The organism is Arthrobacter sp. NicSoilB11 (assembly GCF_019977375.1).
GTDB lineage: Bacteria > Actinomycetota > Actinomycetes > Actinomycetales > Micrococcaceae > Arthrobacter.
On the sequence record NZ_AP024657.1, the window covers coordinates 2,228,293 to 2,241,520 of the forward strand.

13 protein-coding genes are annotated in these 13,228 nt (G+C 64.0%); 6 read left to right on the plus strand and 7 right to left on the minus strand.

All coding sequences use genetic code 11. The annotated features are described in order from the left end of the window. Nucleotides 1–15 precede the first annotated feature (15 nt). The 3 genes from LDO14_RS10280 (at nucleotide 16) to LDO14_RS10290 (ending at nucleotide 3,624) form a co-directional block, all read left to right on the plus strand. On the plus strand, nucleotides 16–804 hold the full coding sequence (locus LDO14_RS10280) for a c-type cytochrome (RefSeq protein WP_056390383.1): 789 nt from the start codon (nucleotides 16–18) through the stop codon (nucleotides 802–804). 101 nt (nucleotides 805–905) lie between these two features. Further along, the gene (locus LDO14_RS10285) at nucleotides 906–1,976 is read left to right on the plus strand and encodes a Rieske 2Fe-2S domain-containing protein (RefSeq protein WP_026266047.1); all 1,071 of its coding nucleotides are present in this window, start codon (nucleotides 906–908) and stop codon (nucleotides 1,974–1,976) included. Beyond that, nucleotides 1,954–3,624, plus strand: coding sequence for a ubiquinol-cytochrome c reductase cytochrome b subunit (locus LDO14_RS10290; RefSeq protein ID WP_223991573.1), 1,671 nt, complete (start codon nucleotides 1,954–1,956; stop codon nucleotides 3,622–3,624). The genes LDO14_RS10285 and LDO14_RS10290 overlap by 23 nt, the downstream gene beginning before the upstream one ends. A 106-nt stretch (nucleotides 3,625–3,730) precedes the next feature. Here LDO14_RS10290 and LDO14_RS10295 read toward each other — a convergent pair whose 3' ends face one another. Beyond that, nucleotides 3,731–4,501, minus strand: coding sequence for a GntR family transcriptional regulator (locus LDO14_RS10295; RefSeq protein ID WP_018771087.1), 771 nt, complete (start codon nucleotides 4,499–4,501; stop codon nucleotides 3,731–3,733). 161 nt (nucleotides 4,502–4,662) lie between these two features. Between LDO14_RS10295 and LDO14_RS10300 the strand changes: the two genes are divergently transcribed. After that, nucleotides 4,663–4,956, plus strand: coding sequence for an HPr family phosphocarrier protein (locus LDO14_RS10300; RefSeq protein WP_082581715.1), 294 nt, complete (start codon nucleotides 4,663–4,665; stop codon nucleotides 4,954–4,956). A 75-nt stretch (nucleotides 4,957–5,031) separates the two neighbouring features. Here LDO14_RS10300 and LDO14_RS10305 read toward each other — a convergent pair whose 3' ends face one another. The 5 genes from LDO14_RS10305 to LDO14_RS10325 form a co-directional block, all read right to left on the minus strand. Then, nucleotides 5,032–5,433 carry a cytochrome c oxidase subunit 4 gene (locus LDO14_RS10305; RefSeq protein WP_056390391.1) on the minus strand — a complete coding sequence of 134 codons (402 nt, stop codon included), beginning with the start codon at nucleotides 5,431–5,433 and terminating at the stop codon, nucleotides 5,032–5,034. Then, nucleotides 5,430–7,157, minus strand: a complete 1,728-nt coding sequence (gene ctaD, locus LDO14_RS10310; protein WP_018771084.1) for a cytochrome c oxidase subunit I — start codon at nucleotides 7,155–7,157, stop codon at nucleotides 5,430–5,432. Before ctaD ends, LDO14_RS10305 begins: the two co-directional genes overlap by 4 nt. Before the next feature lie 10 nt (nucleotides 7,158–7,167). Continuing rightward, the gene (gene coxB, locus LDO14_RS10315; RefSeq protein WP_056390398.1) at nucleotides 7,168–8,040 is read right to left on the minus strand and encodes a cytochrome c oxidase subunit II; all 873 of its coding nucleotides are present in this window, start codon (nucleotides 8,038–8,040) and stop codon (nucleotides 7,168–7,170) included. Nucleotides 8,041–8,225: 185 nt separating this feature from the next. Next, complete coding sequence (locus LDO14_RS10320) at nucleotides 8,226–8,615, minus strand: iron-sulfur cluster assembly accessory protein (protein WP_018771082.1); 390 nt, start codon at nucleotides 8,613–8,615, stop codon at nucleotides 8,226–8,228. Nucleotides 8,616–8,800: 185 nt separating this feature from the next. Beyond that, nucleotides 8,801–10,255, minus strand: a complete 1,455-nt coding sequence (locus LDO14_RS10325) for a dipeptidase (RefSeq protein WP_223991575.1) — start codon at nucleotides 10,253–10,255, stop codon at nucleotides 8,801–8,803. A gap of 92 nt (nucleotides 10,256–10,347) precedes the next feature. Here LDO14_RS10325 and LDO14_RS10330 point away from each other — a divergent pair, with 92 nt between their 5' ends. Then, nucleotides 10,348–10,950: a DUF3043 domain-containing protein gene (locus tag LDO14_RS10330; RefSeq protein WP_018771080.1), complete on the plus strand. Its 603-nt coding sequence runs from the start codon at nucleotides 10,348–10,350 to the stop codon at nucleotides 10,948–10,950. A gap of 97 nt (nucleotides 10,951–11,047) precedes the next feature. Here the strand turns inward: LDO14_RS10330 and LDO14_RS10335 are convergent, their stop codons facing one another. After that, nucleotides 11,048–12,118, minus strand: a complete 1,071-nt coding sequence (locus LDO14_RS10335) for a quinone-dependent dihydroorotate dehydrogenase (RefSeq protein ID WP_018769262.1) — start codon at nucleotides 12,116–12,118, stop codon at nucleotides 11,048–11,050. A 149-nt stretch (nucleotides 12,119–12,267) separates the two neighbouring features. Between LDO14_RS10335 and LDO14_RS10340 the strand changes: the two genes are divergently transcribed. Then, on the plus strand, nucleotides 12,268–13,227 hold the full coding sequence (locus LDO14_RS10340; RefSeq protein ID WP_018769263.1) for an alpha/beta hydrolase: 960 nt from the start codon (nucleotides 12,268–12,270) through the stop codon (nucleotides 13,225–13,227). Nucleotide 13,228 lies beyond the last annotated feature (1 nt).

Below are 13,228 nucleotides of genomic sequence, written 5' to 3' on the forward strand. Positions count from 1 at the left end.
TAAAGGAACCACCACGTGAAGGCACTCTCACAAAAGCGGCGTCACCCACTGGCAGCAATAGCGCTGCTTCTGATGGGGCTCCTCATCACGGGTGGGCTGTACGCCGTGGCAACCTCCATGAATGAGGCCAAGGCGAGCACCACCACCGCAAGCGCAAGCGACGTCGAAGAGGGCGGCAAGCTGTTTGCCGCCAACTGCGCCACCTGCCACGGCATGGGCGCCAGTGGTTCCAAGGATGGCCCCTCCCTGGTTGGCGTCGGCGCTGCCGCTGTTGACTTCCAGGTGGGCACCGGGCGCATGCCGATGCAGATGAACGGTCCCCAGGCAATGAAAAAGCCGGTCCAGTTCAACGAACAGCAGACCTCACAGCTTGCAGCGTACGTCGCTTCGCTGGGAGCCGGCCCGGCAATTCCTGCAGAAGACCTGACAAACGGCGGCGGCGACGCCGCAGCCGGCGGGGAGCTCTTCCGCACCAACTGCGCCATGTGCCACAACGCCGCCGCAGCCGGCGGCGCGCTGACCCAGGGCAAGTTCGCGCCCGCCCTGGCCGACGTCAGCGGCAAGCACATCTACGAGGCCATGGCCACGGGCCCGCAGAACATGCCCGTCTTCAACGATGCCAACATCACCCCCGAAGGCAAGAAGGACATCATCACCTTCCTGAAGCAGATCGAGACCACCGGTTCGCCGGGCGGTGCCGACCTGGGTTCGCTTGGCCCCGTCGCTGAAGGCCTGTTCGTATGGGTTGCCGGCTTGGGCGTCATTATCGCCTTCACCATCTGGCTGACTTCCAGGACGTCCTGACTTTCCGCGGGAAGCACACAACTTCTGCTGCCCAGTCAGCAGCTTGAAATTAGAAACTAACCCGGCACAACCGCCGGGACGAGAGAAGGATGAGGCGAATTATGGGCAACCATAGTGACGGCAGTCCGAACCACTCGGGCACCGTAGCTACGGCTGGTCAGAATGAGGTGGAGAAGTTCCAGGATCCTGGAATTCCCCCGCATCGTTTGCGCCTGGCTGACACGGACCCGAAGGCCGCAAAGCGGGCAGAACGGCAGGTCGCCTTACTATTTGGCATCTCTGTTGTTGGAACCCTGATCTTCCTGGTGGCGTACTTCGCCATTGATTTGGGTGATGACTCCAGCATCGCCACCATCCGGCTCCAGAACGCCCTGCTCGGTGTAGGTACTGCCTTCGCCATGCTGGGTATCGGTACCGGCATCGTGCACTGGGCCAAGGCCCTGATGCCCGACCACGAAGTCTCCGAAGAACGCCACGCCATCCGCTACGAGGAGGACCGCCAGGCGGCTGTCCGCATCGTCGACGACATCGTGGAAGAGACCGGCATCAAGCGCCGTCCGCTGATCCGCAACACCCTGCTCGGTGCTGTGGCGCTCGCCCCGCTTCCCGCCGTCGCCATCTTCGGTGACCTCGGACCCCGTCCGGACGACAAGCTCGCACACACCATGTGGGCCCCCCAGGACGGAAAGCGCAAGCGCCTGACCCGTGACCCTGACGGAACTCCCATCAAGGCTTCGGATGTCACCATCGGCTCGGCCTTCCACGTCATCCCGGAAGGCCTGAACGAACTCGAGGAAGGCAAGCTCAACGAGAAGGCAAAGTCCGTTGTGCTGCTCATGCGCCTTGATCCCGCATCGCTCAACCCGTCCAAGGGCCGCGAAGAGTGGGGCTACAACGGCATCGTTGCCTACTCGAAGATCTGCACCCACGTTGGCTGCCCCGTTGCTCTGTACGAGCAGCAGACGCACCACCTGCTGTGCCCGTGCCACCAGTCCACCTTTGACCTCACGCAGGAGTGCAAGGTGATCTTCGGCCCCGCCAGCCGTCCTCTCCCCCAGCTGCCCATCGCAGTTGATGACGAGGGCTACCTGGTCGCTACCAGCGACTTCCATGAACCCGTAGGACCAAGTTACTGGGAGCGTGATTCGCATGAGCGCAGCATCAACAGCTGAGCCGGCTTTCGTCGCCAAAACCAAGACAGGTCGGATCACCGACTTCGTCGACTCACGAGTCGGCGGTTCGGGGATCCTCCGCGAGTTCGGCCGCAAAGTCTTCCCGGACCACTGGTCGTTCATGTTTGGTGAAGTGGCGCTGTACTCATTCGTCATCCTGCTGCTGTCGGGTACCTTCCTGACGTTCTTCTTCGACCCGTCAATGGCGGAGACGCACTACGACGGCGGCTACGTTCCGCTGAAGGGCGTGGAGATGTCGGTGGCGTACAGCTCATCGCTGAACATCTCCTTCGATGTCCGTGGCGGCCTGTTCATGCGCCAGGTGCACCACTGGGCAGCACTGCTGTTCGTTGCGTCGGTGGCAGTACACATGCTGAGGGTCTTCTTCACCGGTGCGTTCCGCCGGCCGCGTGAAATGAACTGGGTTGTGGGCTGTGTCCTGCTCATCCTGGCGATGGCTGCAGGCTTTACCGGCTACTCGCTCCCCGATGACCTGCTGTCCGGCAACGGCCTGCGCATCATCGACGGTGTCATCAAGTCCATTCCGGTCATCGGAACGTACATCTCGTTCTTCCTGTTTGGCGGGGAATTCCCGGGAACGGCCATCATCAGCCGCCTGTACATGCTGCACATCCTGCTGGTACCGGCCCTGATCCTGCTGATGATCGTGGCCCACCTGTTCATGGTGGTGGTGCACAAGCACACGCAGTACCCGGGTCCGGGACGCAACGACAACAACGTCGTCGGCTACCCCCTCGGTCCGGTGTACGCAGCGAAGGCCGGTGGATTCTTCTTCATCGTCTTCGGCGTCATTGCCCTGATGGCCGCGTTCTTCACCATCAACCCGATCTGGAACTACGGCCCGTACGACCCCTCCCCTGTGTCGGCCGGTACGCAGCCTGACTGGTACATCGGTTTCGTCGACGGCGCACTCCGGTTGATGCCGGGCACCTTCGGCAACTGGCACGTGGAGCAGATCTTCTTCGGACACGTCTTCACATTCAACGTCCTGCTGCCGGCCCTCGTGCCGGCCGGGATCCTGTTCACCGTGATGTTCACGTACCCGTGGATCGAGCGCTGGGTGACCAAGGACGACCGTGAACACCACGTCCTGGACCGCCCCAGGAACGCGCCCACCCGTACCGCCATCGGCATGGCAGGTTTCGTCTGGTACTGCGTCATGTGGGCCGCTGCTGGTTCGGACCTCATCGCCACGCACTTCCACGTTTCCCTGAACGACGTCACGTACTGGCTGCGGGCCCTGTTCTTCATCGGTCCGGTGATCGCATTCGTGGTTACCAAGCGCGTTGCCCTGGCGCTTCAGCGCAAGGACCGCGAGATCGCCCTCCACGGCCGTGAAACCGGACGCATCGTCCGTCTTCCCCACGGTGAGTTCATCGAGGTGCACGCGCCCCTGGATGAGTACAAGCGGTACAAGCTGGTGGGCTTTGAGTCACCTCAGGTCCTTCCTGCGGTCCCCAACGAGCATGGCGTGGTCACCCCCAAGGAAAAGCGCCGCGCATTCCTCTCCCGCTGGTTCTTCGAGGACCGCGTAGCCCCGGCCACGCCCGCTGAGCTGGAGGCCGCACACGGCCACGGACACGAGGCTGTTGAAGCGGCAGAAGGAAGCAAGAGCCTGACCCACTAGGCTTCTGTTCCAACAGGAAAGGCCCGATCCATCCGGATCGGGCCTTTCCTGTTTTCCTGGGGTGTGCTGCCCACGCCCCCCGCAGGGGAACGGATGGTTGGGGCGGCTAGTGGTTGCGGGCCCTCCTGGCTCCGGGCCGCTGCAGGGGCACCCACAGCTTGTACCGGTCCGCACGGTAGTAGGAGACCGAGTAGTCAACCATTGCCCGGGCCACAAAGGCATGCCGCTGGATCTTCAGCAATGGTGCCCCCACCTCGACGTTGAGGAGGCGCGCCGTGGACGGTGACGCCGCCGTCGCCTCGATCATGTCCTCCCCCCATTCCATAACAAGCCCGTACTGCTCGCTGAGGACGTTGTAGAGCGACGTGGGCGGCTCGCCGTCCAGCAGTCCCGGGACCCGATGAGCCGGTATGAAGTTTTCGTCCACGCTCATGGGCTCCCCATCCGCAAGAAGCAGCCGGCGGAAGCGGACCAGCGGGGTGCCCTCGTCCAGCTGCAATTCACGGGCCAGGAACGCACTGGCACCGATCTGTTCGAAGCTGAGCACCTTGGCGGCAGGCACCATGCCGCGCCGCTGCATTTCTTCGCTGTAGGACGTGAGCTTCACCTGCAGGTCGACTTTCGGCCGCCGGACGAAGGTTCCCAGGCCCACCACCCGCTCGATGACCTCCTCCCCCACCAGTGCATCGATGGCCTGCCGCACCGTCATCCTTGCAAGCCCAAACCGTTCGGCGAGGTCCCGTTCCGAGGGCAGGGCTGAACCCGGCGGGCATGACTCCGCGATGTACGCGCGAAGGATTTCCCGGAGTTGGACGTAGATGGCCGTTCCGCTGCTGCGGTCTATTTCCCCCGTGATTGCGGCGGCGCCAGCTGCCATGATCGTTCTCCTGCCGTTGGGTGTCCCCTCAATTTTAGAACGGTCTAGACCAGCCACGGACCGCGGCAATCTTTCGCGCCGCATCCGTGCAGGCAGCTATATTTGGTCTGGAAATTTTGCCACGAGACGGAAGGGGGCCGTCTTTCACAGAAGGAGTCCCTTTGCCAACAGAAAAGGCCGTGGTGGCAGCGCCCGCGGGCCTGCATGCACGTTCCGCCGCGGTGTTTGTCCGAGCCGTCACCGACACGGGCCTGCCGGTGACCATCAGCAAGGCAGGCGCAGACAAGGCCGATGCCCGTTCCCTGCTTCAGGTGATGACGGCTGACTTCCCACAAGGCTGTGAGGTGGAGCTGTCCATTAGCGACAGTGCGCTGGAAGGCGGCCTGGGGCGCGAGCAGGCCGAGAACGCGCTGCGGGAGCTTCGAGGACTTTTAGAGTCGCAGGGAGCCATCTAGGGGCTTCCAAAAGCGTAATAACGACGTCGGGCCCCACCGGAAGGTGGGGCCCGACGTCGTTATTCGTTTGCTTGCTTAGTGCGCGTGGTCACCGCGGCTGTACTCGTACACCCAGCCCACGAGGGCCACGATGGCGAGGCCACCTGCGATGAAGATGACCCAGGCGCCTACGGCCAGGCCCAGGAAGCCGGTGGCGCAGGCGATGCCCAGCACCAGGGGCCACCAGCTCCAGGGGCTGAAGTGCCCCTGCTCGCCGGCGCCTTCGTGGATTTCAGCGTCGCTGCGGTCCTCGGGACGAAGACCGACGCGCCTTCCGGTGAAGCCGAGGTAGGCCCCGATCATGCCGGCGAGGCCACCCACAAGCAGGATGCCCAGGATGCCGACCCACTCACCCCAGCTGGTCAGGAATCCGTAGACCAGAGCGACGGGAACGAAGAAGAAGACTCCAGAACCAAAGATCCAGGATTCGATTTTCACTGTGCGGTGTCCTTCTGGTCGGCGTTGCCGAGGACCGCTGCTGCGGGTGCCGGCGACTCAACGGTGTGGACCTGGCGAAGTTCCGGGTGGTGCAGGTCCAGGGCGGGACGCTCCGAACGGATCCGGGGCAGGGACGTGAAGTTGTGGCGCGGCGGCGGGCAGGACGTGGCCCACTCCAGCGAAGCACCGAAGCCCCACGGATCATCAACCTGGACCTTTTCGGCGCTGCGCCAGGTGATGTAGACGTTCCAGAAGAACGGGATCAGTGACGCACCCAGCACGAACGATGCCACGGTGGAGAACTGGTTCATCCAGGTGAAGTTGTCCTCCACGAGGTAGTCGGCGTAGCGGCGGGGCATGCCCTCGACGCCGAGCCAGTGCTGGATCAGGAAGGTGCCGTGGAAGCCCAGGAACAGCAGCCAGAAGTGGATCTTGCCCAGGCGCTCGTTGAGCATCTTGCCGGTCCACTTGGGCCACCAGAAATAGAACCCGGCGAACATGGCGAACACCACGGTGCCGAACACCACGTAGTGGAAGTGCGCCACCACGAAGTAGGAGTCCGAAACGTGGAAGTCCAGCGGCGGGGAGGCCAGGATGATGCCGGTGAGGCCGCCGAAGAGGAAGGTGATCATGAAGCCGATGCTCCAGAGCATCGGCGTTTCGAAGGTCAACGAGCCGCGCCACATGGTGCCGATCCAGTTGAAGAACTTTACGCCGGTGGGCACCGCGATGAGCATGGTCATGAAGGAGAAGAACGGCAGCAGGACGGCGCCGGTGACGTACATGTGGTGGGCCCACACCGTCACGGACAGGGCTGCAATGGCGATAGTGGCGTAGACCAGGCCCTTGTAGCCAAAGATCGGCTTGCGGCTGAAGACCGGGAAGATCTCCGACACGATGCCGAAGAACGGCAGCGCAATGATGTACACCTCCGGGTGGCCGAAGAACCAGAACAGGTGCTGCCAAAGAACAGCGCCGCCGTTCTCGGGATCGAAGATGTGGGCGCCGAACTTGCGGTCCGCGCCGAGCGCGAACAGGGCGGCGGCCAGCGGCGGGAATGCCATGAGCACCAGGATGGCGGTGATCAGGGTGTTCCAGGTGAAGATGGGCATCCGCCACATGGTCATGCCCGGGGCGCGCATGCAGATGATGGTGGTGATGAAGTTGACCGCACCAAGGATGGTGCCGAAGCCGGACAGCGCCAGGCCGAAGACCCACAGGTCACCGCCGATGCCCGGGGTGAACGTCGTGTTCGACAGCGGCGCATAGGCGAACCAGCCAAAGGACGCTGCGCCCTGCGGGGTGATGAAGCCGGACACCGCGATGGTGGAACCGAACAGGAAGAACCAGAAGGCCAACGCATTCAGGCGCGGGAACGCCACGTCAGGAGCGCCGATCTGCAGCGGCATGATCACGTTGGCGAACCCGGCAAACAGCGGGGTGGCGAACATCAGCAGCATCACCGTGCCGTGCATGGTGAACAGCTGGTTGTACTGCTCCTTGGTCTGCAGGATCTGCATGCCGGGCTCGAACAGCTCGGCGCGGATGAGCAGCGCCATGACACCGCCCAGGCAGAAGAACACGAAGGACGCAATCAGGTACATGTACCCGATGGTCTTGTGGTCGGTGGAGGTGATCCAGTTGACGACGATGCGCCCCTTGGATTTAGGTACCACGGGAGCCGACAGGACTCCCGCAGGTGCGGATTGGGTGTACGTAGCCACGTCGCTCCCCTTACTTGGTTTCGTTCAGGTTCGGGTTGCGGTCGTACTCGGCACCGAGCAGGCCGGTGTTGCCTTCGGCCTTGAGCTGGTCCATGTGAGCCTGGAATTCGGATTCCGACACCACCTTGACGCGGAACAGCATTTCGGAGTGGTACTCGCCGCAGAGTTCGGCACATTTGCCGTCGTAAGTGCCCTCTTTAGTGGGGGTGAACCGGATGTAGTTGGGCTTGCCGGGGATCATGTCGCGCTTCTGCAGGAAGGCGGGAACCCAGAAGGAGTGGATGACATCGCGGGCGTTGAGTTCGAGGTCAACAGACTTGTTCACCGGCAGGTACAGGGTGGGGAGCTGTTCCTTGTCGATGGTGTTGCCGGTGAGGTGGGCCTGGACACCGGCTTCGTGCAGGTCTTCCTGGATGACGTCGCCGGACTTGTAGTTGAAGTCCCAGGCCCACTGCTTGCCGCGGACGTCCACAACGACGTCGGCCGGCTGTGAACGGTCATCGATCGCCTGCTGGTCGCGGTCCGTGAAGTAGAAGAACACCAGGACCATGAAGATGGGGATGGTCAGGTAGAAAACTTCCAGCGGAAGGTTGAAGCTGGTCTGCCGCGGGAAGCCAACGGTTCCCTTGCGGCGGCGGTAAGCGACCAGGCACCAGATGATCAGGCCCCACGTAATGGTGCCCACCACGAGCGCAGCAATCCATGAGTTGACCCAGAGGTCCATGATGCGGTCAGTGTTGCTGGTGGTGCCACGTTCAGTGGGCATCCACCCTTTCTCTACCTCTGGCGAACATCCGGTCAAAACCAACGCGCCGGCAATTGCCAAGCTTGAGATCGTGGTGATCGTTTTGCGTCGGCTGCCGGTTCGGTTCTGCGAACTCACAGACGGCCCTTCCTACTTGTTGCTGTTGTCCGGGCAGCCATCGGCGCTCCGGGCACAAAAAAGTTTTACTACTCGGTGTAGAGCTTACCGCTCCGCCGGGCGTTTCGCCCACATGTCGGCGCCGAGCCCCCATGCCGTTTTGGACGGCAGGAAACCCGGCGCGGACATCAGGCGAAATAACCGGCTTAGTGGAATGAATCGCCGCAGGCGCAGGAGCCGCCGGCGTTCGGATTGTCGATGGTGAAGCCCTGCTTGGAGATGGTGTCTTCGAAGTCGATGCTGGCGCCGCTCAGGTACGGCACGCTCATCTTGTCCACGACGACTTCGACGCCGTCGAAGTCGCGCACGGCATCACCATCAAGGAGCCGTTCGTCGAAGTAGAGCTGGTAGATCAGCCCCGAGCATCCGCCAGGCTGCACGGCCACGCGCAGGCGCAGGTCGGTGCGGCCTTCCTGTTCCAGGAGGCTGCGGACCTTGCCTGCAGCGACATCGGTCAGGTTGACCTCGTGAACGGGCAGTTCGTCGCTGGCCACGCTGGTGGCGGCGGTGCTGTTTTCGTTGGTTGCGGTGCTCATTGGCCTACCTTCTTAGGACGGTCTGGCGGCGTCGCCGTAACGGCGCCTGCCCCTACAAATACGGTATGGGCTATAGCTACATGCTACGCGCGGCAGTCCTGTAGCTCTAACTCCTGGCGTAACCGTCAAAGCACGCCGGTTGTTCCCTGACAGCCGCCTGCCCGGCGTTCACGACGGAAGGCCCATTACTTGCCGGTTGAAAGGCCTTCACTGTTCAGCCGCGCGAGCATGAGGGCCTCGGCCAGTATGGCGTTGCGGAAGTCACCGATGTGCAGGGACTCGTTGGCACTGTGTGCCCGTGAATCCGGGTCTTCCACGCCCGTCACCAGGATTTGCGCTTCGGGGTACAGGTCCGTCAGGTCGGCAATGAACGGGATGGAACCGCCGATTCCGGTTTCGACGGCGGGAACTCCCCAGGCCTCGCCCAGGGCCCACATCGCAACCGTTGCCGCAGCAGAGGAAGTGTCCGTCCGAAACGGATTGCCTGCCTCCCCCGGAGTGAAGACGACCCTCGCACCAAATGGGGCGTTGGCCTCCACGTGGCGGCGGACCGCCTCCATGGCCTCCGCGGGAACCTGGCCCGGCGCCAGCCGCAGGCTGAACTTTGCCCGTGCGCGCGGAAGGAGGGTGTTGGAGGCAACGTCCACGGCGGGTGCGTCGAAGCCGATGATTGACAATGCCGGCTTGGACCACAGCCGCGAGGCGATGCTTCCCGTTCCAGCCAGCCGGACGCCGTCGAGCACGGAGGCATCGGCGCGGTAATCCGCCTCCGGCATGTCGACCCCGGCCGTGTCGCTGGACACCAGGCCCTCAATGGCCACGTTCCCATCCGTGTCGTGAAGGGTGGCGATCAGGCGGGACAGCAGGGTGGGGGCATCCAGCACCGGGCCGCCGTACATGCCGGAATGCACCGCATGGTCAAGGACCTGCACCTCAATCGTGCCATCCACGAGCCCACGCAGGCTGGTGGTCAGGGCAGGTACGCCGACCTTCCAGTTGCTGGAGTCGGCCACCACAATGACGTCTGCGCGGAGCAGCTCGCGGTTCGCCTCCAGGAATGTCCGGAACGTGGGCGATCCTGCTTCCTCCTCCCCCTCGATGAAGAAGGTGACGCCCAGCCCCAGGGAATCGGCGAGGACTTCCGAAACGGCTGCGTAAGCAGCAATGTGTGCCATGATGCCGGCTTTGTCGTCAGCGGCGCCGCGGCCGTAGAGGCGGCCGTCCTTCTCGACGGCGGTAAACGGCGTTGTTTCCCACAGGGACTCGTCCCCCACCGGCTGGACGTCATGGTGGGCGTAAAGCAGGATGGTCGGTTTTCCTTTTGCGGCAGGCCGGCGGGCGACGACGGCCGGCCCGCCTGGCGTGCCGTCGGCCTTGTTGACGGACAGGACCTGGACCCCGCCGATCCCCACACCCCGGAGGAGTTCGGCGACGGCCTCCGCGCTGCGCTCCAGTGGCATGCGGTCGAAGCTTGGCCAGGCGATGCCCGGGATGGCCACGAGGTCCTTGAGACGTGCCAAAGTTTGATCGAAGGAACGGTCCACCGCAGCACGGAGATCTTCCGTCCTGCCGATGGCCTCAGGGCCTGGTCCTGATGTTCCGGTGGTGCTGTGCGGGGTGGCCGCGGGTGATGAAGTCATGGCCAAAACATTACCCCCGTCACATTCCGCGGCCTGCCGCCGCAGACGCGGGGGCAGGCAGCGGGCGGGCTGCTGCAAGGTATTCTGTTCTGGTGTTCGGACGTAGAAAAGAAGCGCCCTCGGCGCAGGAAACCATAGACCAGCAGGCAGCGGAGACGGCGGCGCGGCAGAACAGTGCCGCGGGCAAGGGTGCCCCTACCCCCACCCGGAAGGCCCAGGAAGCTGCCCGCAAGCGCCCGCTCGTGCCTGAGGACCGCAAGGCGTCCAAGGCTGCCGAACGCCAGGCCATCCAGGACCAGCGCCTCAAGATGCGGCGGGCCATGGACACCGGCGACGAGAAGTTCCTGCCGCTGCGCGACAAGGGTCCGCAGAAACGGTTTGCCCGCGACTTTGTGGATGCGCGGTTCAACCTTGGCGAATACCTGATGTTCGGCGCCCTGGTCTTCGTGCTGGTTTCCCTGGTGGTCCCGGCCTCCAGCGACATGATGATTTACGTCCTGGGCGCTTTCTGGGTCATGTTCCTGGCAGTCTTCGTGGACGTCTTCATTCTGTCGCGCAAGCTCCGCAAGCGGCTGGCGGAAAAGTTCGGCGAGGTGGAGCGCGGTACTGTCTGGTACGGCTCCATGCGGTCCCTGCAGTTCCGGAAACTGCGGCTGCCCAAGCCCCAGGTCCAGCGCGGACAGTACCCTGCCTGACCCTGCATCCACTTAAGAACGAAAAGCCCGGCGGTGTTCCGCCGGGCTTTTCGTTCTTATCGGGATCCGCTTTCCCGCAGCAACCTGCCTGCAGCGCCTAGGAGCGGCGGTTCTTTGCCAACTGCTTGTTGATCCGTGCCGCCCAGAACGGTCCTTCGTAAAGGAACGCGGTGTAGCCCTGCACCAGGGTTGCACCGGCGTCCAGCCTTTCCTGGACGTCCCGGGCCGACTCCACGCCGCCAACGGACACCAAGGTCAGGGCGTCGCCCGTAGCGTTCCTGAGCCGCTTCAGCACCTCCAGCGAACGCTGCTTCAATGGTGCACCGGAGAGGCCGCCGGCTCCGCACTTCGCCACCTCTTCTGCCGGCGAGGACAGTCCTGAACGGCCAATGGTGGTGTTGGTGGCGATGATGCCGTCCAGCTTCAGGTCGAGGGCAAGGCGCGCGACGTCGTCGATGTCCTCATCGCTGAGGTCCGGGGCAATCTTGACCAGCAGGGGCACATGCCGGCCCGCGGCCCGGTCCGCTTCCTGCCCCACGGCTGTCAGGAGCGGCCGGAGCGTCTCCACGTCCTGGAGCAACCGCAGGCCCGGGGTGTTGGGGGAACTGACGTTTACCACCAAATAGTCGGCGGCAGGCGCCAGGCTGCGGGCGCTCACCAGGTAGTCGTCCACGGCATCGGCCAGTTCCACCACCTTGGTTTTGCCGATATTGACGCCGATGACCGGACGAACCTCCGGGTACCGCCGCTGGAGCGCGGCGCGTGCTGCCCTGAGCCGGGGTGCAACGGCGGAGGCGCCGTCGTTGTTGAATCCCATCCGGTTGATGACGGCCCGGTCCTGGACCAGGCGGAACAAGCGCGGCTTTTCGTTGCCGGGCTGCGCCTGGCCGGTGATGGTGCCCACTTCAATGTGTCCGAATCCAAGCTCCGTGAGGGCCTCGATGCCGTGCCCTTCCTTGTCGAAGCCGGCAGCCAGCCCGAACGGTGACGGAAAGGTGACGCCAAAGGCTGTGGTCTGGAGCGACGGCGCCGGAGCAGTCAGTTTCCGCAGGACTCTCCCCGCACCGGAAGAATGTGCGAGCCGTATCCCCTTGAATCCGATCTTGTGGGCGCGCTCGGCGTCCATCCATGAAAAGGCCAGCCTGAAGAAAGTGGGATAAACGCGCATGCCTCCAGTTTCCCGTCTCCGGGGGCGCCGCACCAAAACGGAGACGCCGAAGTTCGAACAGCACAGTTCGGACAGCACAGTTCGGACAGCACAGTTCGGAAAGCGCAGTTCGGACAGCGCGGTCCGGTGTGCCGGTTTAGCATGAGGGCATGCAGTGGCAGCAGGACATCCTGGGCGGTGACTTCGAGTCACACTCCTTCGCGGCCACCGGACGTGACGGGGTTGAACGGAGGGCAACGCTGGTGCGCGTCCGGCCATCTCCCGACAGGGACCCTGCCGGCGGCAGCCGCCGGGCCGTGCTCTTCCTGCACGGTTGGAGCGATTATTTCTTCAACGTGGACCTGGCACGGTTCTGGGCTGCGGCCGGCTACGACTTCTATGCCCTGGACATGCACAACCACGGACGAAGCCTTCGTCCGGAAGCACCGGGCGGGTACGTGGCCGACCTCGCCGCCTACGACGCTGAAATCGAAGAGGCAATCCGCATCATCCGGGATGCAGGCGCACCGGGTCCCCTGGCCCTGATGGGCCACTCCACGGGCGGCCTGGTGGCAGCCCTGTGGACCACCCGCCATCCGGAAGCTGTTTCGCTGCTGATCCTCAACAGTCCATGGCTGGAAATGCACGGCAGTCCGCTGGTGCGGCGCGCTGCATCCAGCATGGTGCGCCCCTTGGCCCGCTTCCGCCCTGAGATGGTCCTCCGGCTGCCGGAACGCGGCCACTACTGGCGGACCATCAGCAGCTCTGCCGACGGCGAGTGGCCGCTTGACGAGCGGTACCGCCCCCGCATGGCCTTTCCGGTGCGCGCCGGCTGGCTTAGGGCGGTGCTCGCCGGGCAGGCGAAGGTGGCCCGCGGCCTGGGGATCCAGGCGCCGATCCTGGTACTGCTTTCCAAGGGCAGCGCGAACGGGCTCCTCTGGTCCGAGGAAATGCGCCGCACCGACGCGGTCCTGGACGTCAACACCATCAGCGCCAGGGCCCTCACCCTGGGCCGCACCGTAACCGTGGAGCGGATCGACGGCGCGCTGCACGACGTCTTCCTGTCACCCGAACCGGTCCGGGCCGATGCCTACAGGCGGCTGGCCCGCTGGTTGCGGGCGTATGGATGAA